The sequence below is a fragment of the Pseudomonas sp. D2002 genome (assembly GCF_013385735.1).
Taxonomy (GTDB): domain Bacteria; phylum Pseudomonadota; class Gammaproteobacteria; order Pseudomonadales; family Pseudomonadaceae; genus Aquipseudomonas.
This window is the reverse complement of record NZ_JACAPL010000003.1, coordinates 694,658-711,939: the sequence shown is the minus strand read 5'-3', so window position 1 is coordinate 711,939 and position 17,282 is coordinate 694,658. Positions and strand designations below refer to the sequence as shown.

The following is a 17,282-nucleotide window of genomic DNA, read 5'->3' as shown; positions in this document are numbered from 1 at the left end:
CGGTGTTTTCTGTGGCAGGAAGGGCCCTCAGACTAGGCCCGTGCAGGGGCCTGCCAGGCGGTAATTGTCTATCGACAGGCGCTGCCGAGCGGCCTGCTGGTCAGCCCGGCGATTTTTTCACTGCCGACTAGCCATCGGCGCGCACAGTGTCTGCTCACCCGGCTTCAAGTACGGCATAAGAATCGGCGCCATGCCCTTGAGCACCTGCACGGGCAGCGCCGAGGTGAAGCGGAAGCCTTGCGCCGAGCTGCCGGGTACAAACGCGGTGAGTGTGCCGAAGTGCCGGTCGCCGATGTAAAACACAAAGGTGGCGGTGCGGTTGATCGACTTGGAACTGAGCACCCGCCCGCCGGCGCCGATGGCTTCGATGCGGTTGTCGCCGGTGCCGGTCTTGCCGCCCATGGCCAATGGTGTGCCGTCGTCCAGCTTGAAGCTGCCGGCCACGCGCTTGGCGGTGCCGGCATCCACCACTTGCGACAACGCCCCACGCAGCGCCCGCGCGACTTCTATCGGCATCACGCGTTTGCCTTCGGCCGGGTCGTTGATGACCTGGGTTTCATAGGGCGTGCCGGCCGCAAAGTGCAAGCTGTCGATGCGTACCACTTTTGCGCGCAGGCCATCGTTGAGGATGATCCCCATCAGTTCCGCCAACGCCGCCGGGCGGTCGCCGGAACTGCCGATGGCCGTGGCCAGGGACGGCACCAGGTGATCGAACGGATAGCCCACCGCCTGCCAGCGCTGGTGAATTTCGAGGAAGGCTTCCACTTCAAGCATGGTGCGGATACGGCTGTCGCGGGCGCTCTGATGGCGGCTCTTGAACAGCCAGCTGTAGACCTCCTGGCGCTCGAACTGGCTGGCTTTGACCACCTCGCTGAAGGACGCTTCGGGATGGTTGAGCAAGTAACCCAGCAGCCACAGGTCCAGCGGGTGAACCTTGGCGATGTAGCCCTGGTCGGGCAGGTCGTAGGTGCCGGGGCGGTAATCGTTGTAGAGCTTTTGCAGGCGTTCGTCGCTGAGTTTTTCGCCGGTTTTGACGCCGGTCAGGTGCGCGCGCACAAACAGGTTGAAGCTGGCCTGGCTGGCCTCGGGCAACAAGTAGCGGTGCACGGCGGCCAGGCGAATCGGCGTGGGGCGCAGGCCGTCGAGGAACGTGTCGAGGCGCGCCTGGGTGTCTTTCTTCTGGTACTTCTTCCAGAACTTGCGCAGGAAAGTGGTGCCTTCGCGGTCGGCGAAACCGGCGAGGTATTCCTGGCGGCGCGGGTCGCTGTCGTCCTTGAGCAGCGCGGCGCTGTTGTTGGCGCCGGAGTAGGTGGTGAAGCGCACCAGGTCACGCATCAGGCGAATGAACGGCAGGTTGATCGACTCGCGCAATGCGTCGCGCAGGGTCGGGCTGCGGCCGTTGTCTTCGTTGCGAAAGTTATGGAAATGATGCAAACCGCCGCCGGTGAAAAAGCCTTCATTGGGGCTGGCCGAGTAAGTGCGGTTGAGCGCGGCGTCGAGCATTGTCGCGAGGTCATGGTCGGGGTTTTGCGCCAGGTAATCCACGGCCCAACGCGAGAGCGGATCCTGTTCGGGCACCTCGACTTTTTTCAGCGCAGCGGGGGCGAGCGCGGCGTATTTGTCGTGCAGCTCGGTGATGATTTGCAGGTAAGTGGTCAGCACCCGCAACTTGGCGGTGGAGCCCAGTTCGAGCTTGCTGCCTTCGTTGATGTCGAAGGGCTGGTCGGTGTTGTCGGTTTGCACGCGCACCCGTGAGCCGTCCGGGGTCAGCTCGAACAAGGTGAAGCTGTAGCGCACTTGCGCGGTGTTGGCCGGGGTCAGCAGGCGTTCGCCGAGCAGCCCGACCTGGCGCGCGAAGTCGGGGTCGGCGAGGTGCTTGAGGTAATCGCTGACCTGGCCCTGCAACGGTGCTTGCAGGGTAGTGGTGGCCGACAGGTCGAGGCGGTCCAGGTCGTACAGCGGCCGGTCGAGCAGGGCGGCCAGGCGCGCGCGGGCCATGCTGATGCCTTTGTTGGTTTCCACCGGCTGCACGGTGGGTTGTTGCACCCAATCGCGGTAGCTGACGCTGGCCGCCAGCGCGGCCTGCAACAGCGCAGGGGTAATGACGCCGTTCTGCGCCAGCAGGCGCAGATGGCTGTTGGTCAGCTCGGCCAGTTCTTCGCGACCTTTGGCCAGGTAGTGAGAAGGGCGGCGTTGGGCAATGATCAACGACAGCACTTCCCGCAGGGCCAGGCCTTGTTCGGCGCTGACCGGGCCGACCAGCGCCTGGTTGACCCTGTTGAAATCGGCGCCGTACCACACCCGCAAACCTTCGGCCAAACCATGCACTTCGCCGTGGCCGGGCACCGCCGACAGCGGCACGCTGTTGAGGTAGTCACGCAGGATATTCTGCCGCGCCGGCAAGGTTTGCGGCCCGTCGCGATAGGCACGCACGGCGGCGGAAAACATCTGCCGCAGTTTTTCCTCGCCCGACACCGTCAGGCCATCCGGGGAGTGGCGGTATTTTTCCAACTGCGTCGCCAAGGTGCTGCCACCGGCACTCTGGCCGGGCAGGTGCAGCACTTTGGCGGCTTGCGACCATGCGGCCTTGGCAAAGCGCGGCCAATCCACGGCGGGGTTGGCCTGGGGCTGGCTGGGGTCAAGCAGGTCGCGGTTTTCGATGAACAGCAGGCTGCTGACCACCACCGGTGGAATCGCCGCGAAACTCGCATACAGCTGTTGTGGATAGTTGTACTGGTACAGCGGTTCGGCGCGGCAGTCGGTAATGGTCAGCCCGGCCTGGATTTTTTCCGCATAGGGCACAAACAGGCCTTTGGCGCTGTAGTCCATCAACGCGGGCGAAAAGCGCGCCTGGGCCTCAATGACATAGCCGCGCTTGAGCAGGCGCGGCAGAAAAGTGCCGAGGTCGCTGTAACCCAGGCGGCGGTCGAAGGGGCCGGCGCCGGGATAGCGCATGGCCTGGCTGGGGCCGGGCTCGACCTGCCACGTGAGGTCGTGTGCCAGGCGGCTGAGCTGCTGGGCCTGCAGGCGCGAGGTGCGCATCTCTTTAACGGCAGCAAACCCCAAGGCCACCAACGCCATCAGCACGATCAACCAGAACAGGCGCCGCACATAGCGGGGCCTGGGTTTGTTTTTGGGTAGAGGCGCTGGGTCCGAACTGCCTTGTAATTTCGCAGCCTTGCTCGATTCGGTTTGCCACAGTGCGCCCATAGTCGATTGATCCTTAACGCAGATTGATCGGACTTGTATGGAGCTTAGTCGCTGGGGGCTGAGTGCGAGGGAAATGTGTGTGATCGTTCCCACGCTCCGCGTGGTAACGCACCCTATGACGCTCCGCGTCACGATTTTAGGAGCCGGACGCAGAGCGTCCGTAGCGGCATTCCCACGCAGAGCGTGGGAACGATCAAGATCAAATGTGTTCAGGCAGGCGTTTTTACCGGGTTCAGGCACTCGATAGAGCGGTCCACGGTGGTCTTGGCCATTTCCAGCAAATGCCACACCGCCAGAATCTTCGCCCGCTCGGGGCCAGGCAGCAGCTCACTGCAATCGAGCGTTGTGGCCGAAGCGCTGTCGAGCAAGCTTGCGGTGTAGAGCAGGGCGTCTTCGAAGCTCAGGTCTTCGATGTGAACGCCTTGGGTGGGCAGGTAATGGTCGATGGCGCGGTTGAAGGCGGCGCGGGCTTTGGCTGAAGTGTGGGGTGGGTCGGGGACGATTTTTTTCATGGGTTAATTCCTTGTGTGAAATAGGAACCAACACCTGTCGCGACTAAACGATGGGTGGCGGCTGTACGCAGGTTAGTCGACCGGCCACAAGGAAACCGGCGCACCCGAAGGTGCCCTGCGCACAGCCACCATAAACTTCATGTGGCCATGCGCCTTGTGTCAATCCGAGCGACTAAACCCGATCACTGATGAGCAGTGACGGACCGCAGACTAGCCATCGATTCCAACAGGCACAAGGCGGCAGGGATTGTCTAGGAAACGTCCTGCAATTTAAAGAGACGCGCCTTGCTGGCCTTTTAAAAAACCATGACCAGATGCCACTAACCCCACCCATTGATCGTTCCCACGCTCCGCGCGGGAATGCCCCCTGTGACGCTCCGCGTCACGCCTTCAAGGGCCGGACGCAGAGCGTCCGTAGCGGCATTCCCACGCAGAGCGTGGGAACGATCGCGGAGATCGACGGTGTTGATCGTTCCCACGCTCCGCGTGGGAACGCACCCTGTGACGCTCCGCGTCACGACTTCAAGAGCCGGACGCAGAGCGTCCATAGCGGCATTCCCACGCAGAGCATGGGAACGATCGCGGAGATCGACGGTGTTGATCGTTCCCACGCTCCGCATGGGAATGCACCCTGTGACGCTCCGCGTCACGCCTTCAAGAGCGGGACGCAGAGCGTCCGTAGCGGCATTCCCACGCAGAGCGTGGGAACGATCGCGGAGATCGAACCCCACCCATTGATCGTTCCCACGCTCCGCGTGGGAATGCATCCTGTGACGCTCCGCGTCACGACTTCAAGAGCGGGACGCAGAGCGTCCGTAGCGGCATTCCCACGCAGAGCGTGGGAACGATCGCGCCAGATGCCACTAACCCCACCCATGATCGTTCCCACGCTCCGCGTGGGAACGCACCCTGTGACGCTCCGCGTCACGACTTCAAGAGCCGGACGCAGAGCGTCCATAGCGGCATTCCCACGCAGAGCGTGGGAACGATCATGCACCTAGTGCGTGGGAACGATCGGGCAGTGGCTGTGCGACGTTTTGCCGCTCAATGCAGGTTAGATGCTCCTGTAAAATTGCAATTTGACCGGCACTTCCCCTAAATTGCCCCGTTTTTATAGTGAAAGAACCTGCTCTTGGCTTTTTATACTGCACGCCCGTTGATCTTGCCTGGCAAGAAGGGCCCGTCCATGAGGCGGCCCCGGTTTCGGCAAGGGCGCAGGCTTATCGGTTTGCACCCTGGAGACTCGACGGACACTCCAATAACAAAATGAGGTTGTACCCTTATGCCAGTCGGCAACCCACTGCCCCATGGCGAGACCGCTCAAGGCGGCCCGCTCAAACGCGAACTTGGTGAGCGGCATATTCGCCTGATGGCCCTTGGCGCCTGTATCGGTGTCGGCCTGTTCCTCGGCTCGGCCAAGGCGATTGAAATGGCCGGCCCGGCCATCATGCTGTCCTACATCATTGGCGGCCTGGCGATCCTGGTGATCATGCGCGCCCTCGGCGAAATGGCGGTGCACAACCCCGTCGCCGGCTCGTTCAGCCGTTACGCCCAGGATTACCTCGGCCCGTTGGCGGGCTTTCTCACCGGCTGGAATTACTGGTTCCTGTGGCTGGTGACCTGCGTGGCGGAAATCACCGCCGTCGCCGTGTACATGGGCGTGTGGTTCCCCGATGTACCGCGCTGGATCTGGGCCCTGGCGGCCCTGGTCAGCATGGGCACGATCAACCTGATCGCGGTCAAGGCCTTCGGCGAATTCGAGTTCTGGTTCGCGCTGATCAAGATCGTCACCATTATTGCGATGGTCATCGGCGGCGTCGGCATCATCGCGTTCGGCTTCGGCAATGACGGCGTGGCGCTGGGCATTTCCAACCTGTGGGCCCACGGCGGCTTTATGCCCAATGGCGTGCAGGGCGTGTTGATGTCGCTGCAAATGGTGATGTTCGCCTACTTGGGCGTGGAGATGATCGGCCTCACCGCCGGTGAAGCGAAGAACCCGCAGAAGACCATCCCGAGTGCCATCGGTTCGGTGTTCTGGCGCATCCTGCTGTTCTACGTGGGCGCGTTGTTCGTGATTCTGTCGATCTACCCGTGGAACGAAATCGGCACCCAGGGCAGCCCGTTCGTGATGACCTTTGAGCGCTTGGGCATCAAGACCGCCGCCGGCATTATCAACTTCGTGGTGATCACCGCCGCACTGTCCTCCTGCAACGGCGGCATCTTCAGCACCGGGCGCATGCTCTACAGCCTGGCGCAAAATGGCCAGGCGCCGGCCACCTTCGGCACCACCTCGAGCAACGGCGTACCGCGCAAGGCGCTGCTGTTGTCGATTTTCGTGCTGTTGCTGGGCGTGCTGCTCAACTACATGGTTCCGGAAAAGGTCTTTGTGTGGGTGACGTCCATCGCCACCTTCGGCGCGATCTGGACCTGGCTGATGATCCTGCTGGCTCAGCTGAAATTCCGCAAAAGCCTGAGCGCGGCCGAAGTGGCCGGCCTCAAGTACCGCATGTGGCTGTACCCGGTCAGTTCCTACCTGGCGCTGGCGTTCCTGGTGTTGGTGGTGGGCCTGATGGCGTACTTCCCGGACACCCGCATCGCGCTGTACGTGGGCCCGGTGTTCCTGGTGCTGCTGACGGTGCTGTTTTACGTGTTCAAGTTGCAGCCGACCAAAGCCGGCCTGGGCGCAACCTGTAGCCAGCAGTAAACCCTTAACCTGTGGCGAGGGAGCTTGCTCCCGCTGGCCTGCGTAGCAGGCCCATTTTCAGGGCCGCTCCGCGGCCCAGCGGGAGCAAGCTCCCTCGCCACAGGTGATCAGCGTTCGCCAGACTTAGGCGTGTTGCAAAGCCGCTTGTGTGGCGACGGTCAGTTGCCGCACCAGGCGGTTCTGTTCTTCCTGCTCCAGGTCCACCAGTGACTGGCGCCGCTCCAGATACTCGTCCGAACGTTTGTCGGGTATTTCCTCATTCAGCTGCCTCTCCTTGTGCTTGATAGCGTCCTTGACCGTAGAAAACGGCTCCGGGTGACTCCTGGCCAGGTATTCGATCCAGAACGCTTGCATCAATAACCACTCCTGCAAGGCCTCGGTTTGGCCCAGCCGGCGCAGTTCACTGCGCGCATTGTCGAGTACGTCCTGGGTGACGTCCTCAGCGGCGTACAGCAACTCCAGCGGCTCGAAGGGCAGTTTGAACTCATTGGCCAATTGGGCGCGGAAGTAAATGATGACTTCGGCCCGATCAACTTCCAGGCCGGCCGCTTCCTGACTGCGAATGAACCTGTCAGTAATCTCGTCCAGTTGGTCCAGATAGAAGCACCCGTTGGACAACGCGATCAGAGCTCGGTCGGCGTCGTAGGTGCGACTTTGTTCCTTGGCCCGGTGGATCCGATGTTCAAGCTCCATATTGGTAAAGGCCAGCAAGGCGCTGTCACCGCACTGGCCGGCGCCTCGGGTCTTGAGGCAAACATTATTGCGCAGCTCCGTGGACTCGCCCATGGCCAGCAGCAAGGTCCAGACGCGTGCGGTCAGCGCTTCCCGAGACGCAATCGACGACCTGTAGGCATGGGTCTTGGGCAGGTCCCGCAGGACCTGGAACACGTCGTCTGCACTGACCTGTTCATTGGCGAGCAGTTGTTCCCATAGCAATGTGCGTTCGGCCTGTGCGGTGACGGAGACGCCGGCCAGCCATTGGCTGACCTCGTTCGGTACAACGGGTGCGTGCTGTATTCCTGGTAGTGCACCGCCCAGCCGGATGCCCTCACGCTGCCAGTATTCGTCAAGCAGCACCTGCATCCCCGGTTCCAAGTCGTTGCCATGCAGCACGGTATTGCGGTTGGTGCCGCGCATGCGCGCATCGGTGAACAGCACGAGGGGCACGCTGGTGATCAGGTTTTCCTGCAACAACAATGCGTGCATGTCGGGCCGCCGTTCGGCGCCAATCGGCCACTGGCTGATACCGGTGCGTTGCAGGCTCAGGGTGCGCAGGCGCGTCATGGCACTGACATCCGGCGTCAGTTCCAACGGGTTGTCGTTCAAATGCAACTCGCGCAAGCGGGTCATGCCGGCCAGGTTTTGGCGGGACTCTTGCGTCAGTCGAATGTTGTTGTCGTCAAGGGTCAGGTGTTCGAGCTGGGTCATGTCGGTGATGCTGGTCGGCAGTTCGGTGAGCCCGCACTCGACCTGCAGGTACCTGAGGTTGGCGAACTTGCTAAGGAACGCGTTGCCGGTAGCGGGGAACGCGTCACCCGTCAGCATCAGCGATTCGATGTGCGCGAACCCTCGCGTACCCAGGATAAAGTCAGCGTCGGGCAGGTCGTTACCGTCCAGTTGCAGCACCAGGTGGTGCGTGTCAAACAGACCGTTGTCGAAAAGTTGCCGGGTTTCTCGGCGCCAGGCGCTGCGGATCTGTTGGGCAATGAAGCGCCGCCTGCCGAGGTTTACGCCCTGGGGGGCGTTGGCGTCGTTGGCATGGGGCGCTTCGGCCCAGCGGGTCAGGCCGTAGTCCAGTGCCTGGTACTCGGCCTTGCGCCGCTGCAGTTCGAGCAACGCAGCGGGTTCGCTCATGCCCAGCTCGGCTATCAGGTCATTGACGCCGGCCCGGCTGAGGCTGGGGTAGAGCTCGCGCACTTTGCTTTGCAGGTCAACCGGCTGCTGGCTGCTGAACGACCACAGGTTTTGTAATGAGAAAGGATAGGCGCTGAACGAGGTGTCAACCTGCATGGGCGGTTGCAGCCAGAAGGGAACATGGGGGATGCCCAGCAGGGCCTTGATGGCGATGCGTTGGTTAAGGGCCGCATCGGCGATGCCGTTTTGCAAGGTGGATAGGTCGCCGCCCCCCAGCACTTGGTGGATGGCGCTCAGTAAGCCCTCGCCCATGCCGCTGATCAGTTGCCCCTGGTCGTCGCAGGCTTGGTAACGCCCGTCGACCTTGGCCAGCACTTTGCGTTGAGTGCCATCCAGATGCCCTGCGCTGCTGAGTAACTGGCCGCTGGCGTCGCCTTGATGGATGTCCAGCCGCGTGTTGGCCGGCCAGCCCGCAGCCGAGGCGAGTACGTGCAGGATGATGGTTTCGCTGTCGGGGTTGCCCGAGGATTGCAGGTACAACCCCTCAAATGCGCGGTTCAGGCGTACATCGTTGCGGGTCAGGCGCACCTGTTCGGCCAGGCGCAGGCCGATCTCGTCATGTTCGTGAAGTTGCTTGATCTCGCGTGGGCTGGCTTGCTCCAGAATCGCGTCGAGGGCGCTGCCGGGCAGGTCGGGGTAGTGCTGTTTGAAGCGGCGTTGCAGCACCGTGCCGTTGTTTTCGCTTTGGGCGTAGAGGCTGTCGAACAATTGCGTGCGCTCGCGATAGGCATGTTCCGCGACCTTCCTGGCCAGTTTGAACAGGCGTTCTTCAAGGCTTGCGGGTAGCTCACCCAGCAGGGCGCGTATCACGGTGTCGTCTTTGGCAATGTTGGTCAGCGGGGCGGACCCGCGGCTTTGCCTGACGGTCATTTGTAGTGTGTGTGCGGCGCCGACGTTGGCACTCGGGAAGCTGCGAATGATTTGGCCGTCAGTGTCGACCACTTGCAGCACGTGGCTCTTCGGCCATTCGCGCAGGGCGCAGACCAACAGTAATTGCAGCGCCGGCCGTGCGTTGCCGGTGGCCGAGTAGGTGGTCATGGCCTGGATAAAATGCTCGATTTCGCGTTCGATGCGAAAGCGTTTGCTGGTGTCTGCCAGCAGCGGCGGCGGTGGCCGGTTAGCGCTGTGCACCTCGCGCAAGGCGCGCGCCGGGGTGTCGGTGACCCGCAGGATGCGCGCGGCGGTTGGCTGGTCGACATAGTAGCCCAGTGGGCCGAGGCGGTAGAACAGCGAGTAGTCACTCCAGGCTATTGGGTTCTCGCTGGACAGTCGCCACGCGCCTCGACGGTTGTGCTCAAGGCGCGGGGTGTCGACGCCGACTTTTTCCGGGTGCTTGAGGCGCCATTTGAGCAGCGTGTTATCGAAGGTGATCGGGTACAGCGAGCCGTACAGCGGCATCAATTGCTGGCCCTCGTAGTCGTACAGGCCTTCGGCACTTGGCTGCAGGTCGGAGGGCAGGACGAGGCGCTGTTCGTATTGGACCAGGGAGGTGTTCAGCAGGCTGATGTGGCCGTCGGGGCTGCGTTGAGCACTCATCAAGTCGCCGAGGGTCTTGCGCAAACCTTCGGCATCACTGGCCGATTGCATGCCCAGTTGCAGGCGTTCGTGGGGTTGCAGCACCGAGCCGATAGCCAGGTAAAAACTGTCCACGGCCGGTGTCACCGGGATAGGCCCGCCGTTGAGCATGTCGTAGGCTTCGTAGCGGCCTGCGCCGTAATGCAGCAGTTCGACGGTGGTGTCATCCGGCCCGGTGGAGACGTAGCTATCGGCCTGCCTGCCTTTGCTCATCTCGGTGACCACGAAGTGCCGCTTGAGCGTGTTGCGCACCAGGCTGGCGGCAAACTCACGGGCCCATAGGTCGGTGTCGTGATGGAACGCCCGTGGGTGGTAGAGGCCGTCGATGACCGCGTCGATCCGTAGAGCGGTGCGGTGGTGTTCCAGGCTTTGCCTCACCGACGCGGGCAGCTTGCCGTGGCTGAGAAATTCGGTTTGCTGCTGCGGGTTCAGGGGCGTCTGCAGCAACAGTTGCTGCAGGTTGGTGGGCGTCAGCGGCGGGTACAGGTCGCGCAGTTTTTGCAGCACCGGGGTCAGTTCCACCAGCGGTGGCGCGACCTTGATCGCCACCAGGTCGCGGGCGCTGTCGGTCACCGGGACTTCGTCGCGGGCTTTGCCGGCGTAACGGGTCATGGCGCTGAACAGGTCCACCTGGCGCGTCTTGGCCAAGGCGCTGATCTGCAACCGCAGGCGGGCGATACGCTGCGCCAGGCTCAGGTGTGTGCTGCCTTCTTTGCCCAAGGTGGAATTGCCGGGTTGCCTGGCGATAATCAGCTCGAACAACTGCTCCTGCGGCGCGGCGCCAATCGTCGTGTCGCCCAACGCCAAGTAGGTGCCGTCATCGCGTCGTGTGAGGTCGATGGTGTGGGCGATGGGCGGCGTGTAACGGTTGCCGGCATAGGTCTCAATGTGGCTGCCCGACTCATCATGCACACGGATGATCGCGTCCTGCGGCCAGGTCTCAAGCTGTGTCAGCAGGCACAGCACGCTGCTGTCGGCATGCGGCGGCATATGGCCGCGACGGTGGAAGTCGTGGATCAATTGCTTGATCAGTTGATCGACCTGCAGGCGGCGCACGCCTTCGGTGAGGTTAATCGGCGCGGGCTCGCCGCTCCAGATGCGATTCAGTGTGGCGCGGCTGGGGGCGGTGCTGCGCAGCATGCGCTCCATGGCAGCGCGAGGCACCGGGCTTTAGCCTTCGGGCAGCATGCGTTCGGTCAACTCTACGTCCGACAGGGTGTGAGCATTTTGCAGGTCCAGCGTCCAGGCTTGCTGCGCCGGGTCGAAGATAATCGGCGGCGCGTAGGCACCGCTGTTGTGTTGCTTGAGGGCCATGCGCTTGGTCTGCGGATCAAGGTGCACCTCCACCACCACACGTTGCTGGGCATGGACCAGCCAGACGTATTGATTGCCCTTGACCTGATACACGCCTTGAGGGTTGGCGACCTGGCCGTTGAGCAGGTTCTGGTCCAGCGTGGCATAGGCACTGATATCGGGTTTCCACAGCTCGAATTCGCCGTCGGCACGCTGCACTTTGCGTGGGTTGCCCAGGCTCTGCATTAACCCGTTGATACGCTGGCGATGGACGCGGCCGGCCGTGGAGATCAACAGGCTGTTGACCGCCAGGTCGGCAACGTCGGTTATGGCCGCGGCAAAGTTGCTCGCGTCACCCTGGGCGGCTTCAGTGATGCCGACCACCACGCTGTAGGTGAGGCTGCCGAACACCACCACTTGCATGATCCGGTTCAACCCGGTGACGCCGCCGGGTACGGGCGTGAGCAACAGCTGCAGGATTTCGTCGGCGACCGCGGCGGCGCCGTCGATCACGGCTTGCAGGTCACGTTCGGAGCGGGTGGTCGCCAGGGTCGACAGGTTGGCGTGGTAACGCTGCACCTGGCGCAAGGCAAAGGCGTTGGCCAGGCTTTTTACCGGGCCGGTTTTCGGGTCGATGCTAAAGCGCAGATGGCCCAGGCTGCGTTCCGGGAACCAGTGATGGAAGGTGTCATAGAGGAACTCCGCCGCATCGCTGAGGCCGACGGGGCGCGGTGCTTCGCTCGGCAGTTGCTTGAACGCGCGCATTTGCGTCATCGGCAGTTGCCGGGAAAACCAGCCCAGGTCACCGCTGCGATGGCTGCTCTTCAAATCGTCGAGGAACTGAGCGTTGGCAGCCCTGGCATCCGCATGAAAGCGCAGTGCGCCGCCAGGGCGAAACGGAAAGTAGGACACGACGCCCAGGCTGGCCACCTGGATCAGCAGCAGCGGCAACGGCGTGGCGATGTCGTAGGGCGAGGCATCCATGCTCACGGTGTCGAAGGCCAGGGCCGGGCCGCTGCCGTCGATGGCGTGCACCAGTTCTTCGTAGAGGGCCAGGGTGATGCCGGTGCTGGCGTGGTTACGGTAGGCCTCCAACGCTTCGAACCGCAGGCAGGCATGCGCGCTGGTTTCGATCAGGGCCTGGAGATTACCGCCTGGGGCAAGCGCCGCTTTCAGAAGGGTTTGCAACTGGCCGCCCAAGTCCAGCTCGCGGCTGATGGCGACAAAGCGCGGCACGTCCAGTTGGTCGCTCTGCACCCCGGAGAGGTAGGTCGAATCGACAAAACTGTGCCCGGACCTTTGCTTCGTCTGCGTGGCAAAATCGAAGTTCAGGCAGGCGGCGTCCCAGAGTGACAGCGTGGACAGGTGGGGGCGGTATTTCCATTCATCATAGGTGCGGCGAAAGCGTGAGCCTGAAACGGGCTTGGCGATGCTGGTGCGCGGTTCCCAGGGCAGTGGCACACTCACTTCCTCCAGGTAGCGGGTATGCAGGAATATCGCCTCGGGGTCCAGGCCACCGAGTTTGCTGCGCAATTGCGCCAGGCCCTGGGTTTTGAAGGTGTTGATCAGTGCGGTGTTTGCCGTTTCCACCGCGTTCAGTGCCAGCAGCGCTTCGCGTTGCAGCCGCACATAGGTGTGCTGCTGGCCAGGCGTCAGGCCGGTGAAGTTGCGCGTGAGGGTGTGGCGAATAAACTCCAGGGCCTGTTGGCGGGTCCAGGATTCGTTGGACTGCAGGTTGCCCGACAGTCCGTCGAGCAGTAGATGGGTAGCCATGGGCGTTTCCTTTCACAGTCAAGTGGAAGGCCAATGGAAACACCCGGCCGGGGCAGGCTGGCGCTAGCTATGTAGTGCTGCTGCGCCAGGCGCGCGCGGCGCCTGGTTGAGGCGTTTGTTGAACTCCATCCAGGCGGCAAGGGCAGACATCAACACCACACCGGCCAGGGCCGTCAGCAATTGCACGGCCACGGCGTCACCCGCCAGGGCGTTGAGCATGTCCGCCAGGGGCGCCAGCACCACGCCCAGGCAGAACACTTCCAGGGAATACCGGCCCATCTGGCAAACCCGTTCGGCCAGGCGGTTTTGCGTCCACTCGCGGCCGGGCAGCAGCTTGGCGGTCACGTAGGCCAGGGCCAGGAAATGCACGAGACGCACCGGTGACAGGTCGGTTTTGCTGATGGGGTACAGCCAGTTGCTGAGCGTCTGCGGCATCACTGCGTCATGGATGTGCGGCCAGAGCCAGGACAGCGTGATCACCCCGGCGACCACCACATACAGCGCCGCGGCGACGAACAGCGGTTGCCGTTGCAAGGGGCGCGTCTGGGGCACCTTGGGTCGTTGGCTGTAAATCGCCGCCGCGCCCCCCAGCACAAACAGCAACTGCCAGGTGACCGGGTTGAAATACCACACGCCATCGGCGATGGCCCGCAGGTTCCAGCCCATCCACGGCGCCATCAGGTACACCGCCAGCGAGACGCCGACCACCGCCCAGGTGGCGCGCACCATCAGCGGCAGCACCACCGACAAGCCGGCGAGCAAGACGATGTACAGCGGCAACGGGTCCATCAGGTTGGGCTTGAAGCGCAACAGCAGTTCATCGGTCAGCGCCTGTTGCGGGTGCGTGACGAAGTGCGTCAGGCCCATCTCTTCGACCAGATCGCGGGTTTCCACATGGCTGTTGGCGAAGAATACGATGCCCATCAACATCGCCAGCAGGAAGATATGCACCACGTACAACACCCAGGTGCGGCGCAGGATTTTCAGGCAGGCCAGCCAATAGCCTTCGCGCTGCAGGACTTTGCTGTAGGCCAGCACCGAGGCGAACCCGGCGAGGAACACGAAGACTTCCGCCGCGTCGCTGAAACCGAAGTTGCGCAGGGTGATCAGGCCGAGAGGATTGTGGGGGACGTGATCCCAGAAAATGAAGATCAACGCCAGGCCCCGAAAAAAATCGATGCGCGGGTCGCGTCCGTTCAGCATGGCAGCGGGCTCTTGAACAAAAGGTTTATTAATGACAGGTGAATGCGCGCGTTGTCGTACGCCACACGTCGGGCGGGCGCAGGTTGGCGGTATTTGTAAGCAATTGCAAAGGCTGGGTATTACTGAATGTCTCTAGACATCAATGATCACCAATATGCCATGGCTGCCGGCGAGTACGGCATGGGCGATACCGGCCTCCATCAGGTACATCTGGCCGGCTTCCACGCGGATTTCCTCATTGCCGATGCTCAGGCGCAGCAGGCCGCTGACGACCAGCAGCCCTTCGTTGTAGTCGTGGGTTTCTTCTTCGTACGCCTGCTCATCCATGCGCAACACCTTGATCCGCGCCGGGCCGACCTGGCCCAGGCGGGTGGATTTCCAGCTATCGGGCAGTTGCCCGGCGATGGCGGCGAAGTCGAGTAACGGCATGTGAATCTCCTTGTTTCAACGATGCCGTCGGTGGTCCGGTTCAGCAGTCAATAATTTCCAAATGATTACGCAGCGACCACTTCATGCGGCTCAAAACTGTCCGCCCGCGCCATTTGCCACATGCGCGAATAGAACTCGCCGTTCACTTCACCCGTGAGCAATTCACCGGGCTTGAGGAACACATGCAATTGCGAGAACAGCTTGATTTCAGTCGCCGACATGCGTCGTACCAAGTGCTTGGCCGACAGTTGCGAAGGGTGATCCAGGCCGGCCGCCGCGAGCATTTCCGCCAGGGCCTTGAGGGTGTTGCGGTGGAAGTTGAACACGCGCTGGGCTTTGTCCGGCACGACCAGCGCGCGTTGGCGCAGTGGGTCTTGGGTGGCGACGCCGGTCGGGCATTTGTTGGTGTGGCAGCTTTGCGACTGGATGCAGCCGATGGCGAACATGAAGCCGCGCGCCGAGTTGGCCCAGTCGGCGCCGATGGCCAGCACGCTGGCGATATCGAACGCGCTGACGATCTTGCCGCTGGCGCCCAGCTTGATCTTGTCGCGCAGGTTCAGGCCGACCAGGGTGTTGTGCACAAACAGCAAGCCTTCACGCAGCGGCACGCCGATGTGGTCGGTGAACTCCACCGGCGCGGCGCCGGTGCCGCCTTCCTTGCCATCGACCACGATAAAGTCCGGGAGGATGCCGGTTTCGAGCATGGCCTTGGCGATGCCCATGAACTCCCACGGGTGGCCCAGGCAGAACTTGAAGCCCACCGGTTTGCCGCCGGACAGCTCACGCAGTTGGGCGATGAACTGCATCATTTCAATCGGCGTGGAAAACGCGCTGTGACGCGACGGCGAGATGCAGTCTTCGCCCATCAGGATGCCGCGGGTTTCGGCGATCTCTTTTGTGACCTTGTGCTTGGGCAGGATCCCGCCATGGCCTGGCTTGGCGCCCTGGCTCATCTTGATTTCGATCATGCGCACTTGCGGGTTTTGCGCCTGTGCGGCGAAGCGCTCCGGGTCGAAACGGCCGTCGCTGGTGCGGCAGCCGAAGTAGCCGCTGCCGAGTTCCCAGGTCAGGTCGCCGCCGTTTTCACGGTGGTAAGGGCTGATGCTGCCTTCGCCGGTGTCATGGGCAAAGTTGCCGAGCTTGGCGCCTTGATTAAGTGCGCGAATCGCATTGGCGCTCAGTGAGCCGAAGCTCATCGCCGAGATGTTGAACACCGACGCCGAGTACGGTTGCGTGCACTGCGGGCCGCCGACCATCACACGGAAGGCGCTCGGGTCACTCAACGGCGCGGGGCGCATGGAGTGACCGATAAATTCGAAGCCAGACTGGTACACATCGATCAAGGTGCCGAAGGGTTTGTCGGCGGTTTCGTTCTTGGCGCGCGAATACACCAGCGAACGCTGCGAGCGCGAGAAGGGCAGCGCATCGCTGTCGGACTCCAGCAGGTATTGGCGGATTTCCGGGCGGATGGCTTCCACCAGGTAACGAATATTGCCCAGGATCGGGTAGTTGCGGCGCACCGCGTGGGGGCTTTGCAGCAAATCGAAAATGCCAATCAGGCTGAGAATGCCGGTGACCACGGTAATCGGCCACAGCCATTCATGTTCAATAAACGGGAGGCTTGCGAGGGTGAAAATGACGCACACGGCAAAGAAGGCGTAACGGCTTAGCAGGGACAGGCTCATACGTTTTTCCTTGGTTCACTCATCAGGACCGGTAGCAGCCGGCTTGTTGTGGCGAGGGAGCTTGCTCCCGCTGGGTTGCGCAGCAGCCCCAAACCAGACGATCGCGATGCATCAGATGCAGGGTTGCGACTGGTTTGGGAGCGCTTCGCACTCCAGCGGGAGCAAGCTCCCTCGCCACATAAACCGGCGCCTACAAGGCTCGATCAGGCGTTTTGCGCCTGAAGAAAGATCGAGAACAGCTCCGACTGGGATTTGATCCCTAGCTTGCTGTACATGTGTTTCTTATGGACTTTCACGGTTTCAACAGAGATTTCCAGCTTACGAGCGATTTCCTTGCTGGAGCAACCGCTGAGCATCAAGCGGCCCACATCCAGCTCACGGGCGGTGAGTTGCGCGCCCCAGTCATCATTCTGGATCGGCGGCTGTGGCGCGCTGACCTGCTTGAGTTCATAGGGCAGGCGCTGGCGCAGCAGGCTCAGCACCCAGGGTTGGATCAGCGACAGCAGGGCGATCTGCTGCGGGTCAAAACGCTGTTTCGAGCCCAGAGACAGGCACAGGGTACGCCCATCCGCCAATTGGCAATTAAATTGGATTTCATCAGCCACCACGTTCAGGCGGAAGTAGCGCTGGTAGTACTCGGTGAGTTCAAAGTGCTCCGGCGCCACTTCGGCCAGGCGAAACAGGCCGGTGCGCGAGTGCTCGCGGCTGGCGATATAGAAGGGGTCGAGCAGGTACAGGCCGTTGAGGTAATCCTGGAACAACTGGTCCGGCGTGCCGTCGGCACCTGGGCATTCGGCGAATACCAGGGGCCGGTGCTCACTGCTGAACAGCAACGCCACCCAACTGTCGAACGGCACGTAGGGGGCCAGCAAGCGCACAAGCTGGGTCCAGAAATTGGCCTGGTCGAGGGCGTCTATCATTTGCCCCACCGAGCGGTGCCAGGCGATGTCATCCAGCGACATGGTCATTGATCTACCCCTATCG

General features: G+C 62.3%; 9 protein-coding genes. 1 reads left to right on the top strand and 8 read right to left on the bottom strand.

All coding sequences use genetic code 11. The features are described from left to right. Positions 1-117 precede the first annotated feature (117 nt). Both HX783_RS06580 and HX783_RS06575 read right to left on the bottom strand, forming a co-directional pair. Positions 118-3,210, bottom strand: coding sequence for a biosynthetic peptidoglycan transglycosylase (locus HX783_RS06580; RefSeq protein ID WP_177016359.1), 3,093 nt, complete (start codon positions 3,208-3,210; stop codon positions 118-120). Positions 3,211-3,419: 209 nt separating this feature from the next. After that, on the bottom strand, positions 3,420-3,722 hold the full coding sequence (locus HX783_RS06575; protein WP_177016358.1) for a DUF6124 family protein: 303 nt from the start codon (positions 3,720-3,722) through the stop codon (positions 3,420-3,422). A 1,282-nt stretch (positions 3,723-5,004) separates the two neighbouring features. Between HX783_RS06575 and HX783_RS06570 the strand changes: the two genes are divergently transcribed. Next, entirely contained in the window at positions 5,005-6,426 is a 1,422-nt protein-coding gene (locus HX783_RS06570) for an amino acid permease (RefSeq protein WP_177016357.1), read from the top strand. Positions 6,427-6,549: 123 nt separating this feature from the next. On the opposite strand, the gene HX783_RS06565 is transcribed toward HX783_RS06570, so the two are convergent. The 6 genes from HX783_RS06565 to HX783_RS06545 all read right to left on the bottom strand — a co-directional run bounded on the left by HX783_RS06565 (position 6,550) and on the right by HX783_RS06545 (position 17,266). Further along, positions 6,550-11,055 (bottom strand): NEL-type E3 ubiquitin ligase domain-containing protein, encoded by a 4,506-nt coding sequence (locus HX783_RS06565; RefSeq protein ID WP_256347114.1) that lies wholly within the window; start codon positions 11,053-11,055, stop codon positions 6,550-6,552. 30 nt (positions 11,056-11,085) lie between these two features. After that, a complete protein-coding gene (locus tag HX783_RS29915) occupies positions 11,086-12,981 on the bottom strand; it encodes a dermonecrotic toxin domain-containing protein (protein ID WP_256347113.1) in 1,896 nt (631 codons plus the stop codon). A 63-nt stretch (positions 12,982-13,044) separates the two neighbouring features. Beyond that, positions 13,045-14,184: an OpgC family protein gene (locus tag HX783_RS06560; RefSeq protein ID WP_177016356.1), complete on the bottom strand. Its 1,140-nt coding sequence runs from the start codon at positions 14,182-14,184 to the stop codon at positions 13,045-13,047. A gap of 132 nt (positions 14,185-14,316) precedes the next feature. After that, complete coding sequence (locus HX783_RS06555) at positions 14,317-14,613, bottom strand: cupin domain-containing protein (RefSeq protein WP_177016355.1); 297 nt, start codon at positions 14,611-14,613, stop codon at positions 14,317-14,319. Positions 14,614-14,678: 65 nt separating this feature from the next. Further along, positions 14,679-16,298 (bottom strand): FMN-binding glutamate synthase family protein, encoded by a 1,620-nt coding sequence (locus tag HX783_RS06550; protein ID WP_177016354.1) that lies wholly within the window; start codon positions 16,296-16,298, stop codon positions 14,679-14,681. A 203-nt stretch (positions 16,299-16,501) separates the two neighbouring features. Continuing rightward, positions 16,502-17,266, bottom strand: coding sequence for a LuxR C-terminal-related transcriptional regulator (locus HX783_RS06545; RefSeq protein ID WP_177016353.1), 765 nt, complete (start codon positions 17,264-17,266; stop codon positions 16,502-16,504). Positions 17,267-17,282: the final 16 nt, after the last annotated feature.

Coding starts and splice junctions, on each gene's coding strand:
- HX783_RS06580 (WP_177016359.1), bottom strand. CDS start 3,210: ATGGGCGCACTGTGGCAAACCGAATCGAGCAAGGCTGCGAAATTACAA.
- HX783_RS06575 (WP_177016358.1), bottom strand. CDS start 3,722: ATGAAAAAAATCGTCCCCGACCCACCCCACACTTCAGCCAAAGCCCGC.
- HX783_RS06570 (WP_177016357.1), top strand. CDS start 5,005: ATGCCAGTCGGCAACCCACTGCCCCATGGCGAGACCGCTCAAGGCGGC.
- HX783_RS06565 (WP_256347114.1), bottom strand. CDS start 11,055: ATGCTGCGCAGCACCGCCCCCAGCCGCGCCACACTGAATCGCATCTGG.
- HX783_RS29915 (WP_256347113.1), bottom strand. CDS start 12,981: ATGGCTACCCATCTACTGCTCGACGGACTGTCGGGCAACCTGCAGTCC.
- HX783_RS06560 (WP_177016356.1), bottom strand. CDS start 14,184: ATGCTGAACGGACGCGACCCGCGCATCGATTTTTTTCGGGGCCTGGCG.
- HX783_RS06555 (WP_177016355.1), bottom strand. CDS start 14,613: ATGCCGTTACTCGACTTCGCCGCCATCGCCGGGCAACTGCCCGATAGC.
- HX783_RS06550 (WP_177016354.1), bottom strand. CDS start 16,298: ATGAGCCTGTCCCTGCTAAGCCGTTACGCCTTCTTTGCCGTGTGCGTC.
- HX783_RS06545 (WP_177016353.1), bottom strand. CDS start 17,266: ATGACCATGTCGCTGGATGACATCGCCTGGCACCGCTCGGTGGGGCAA.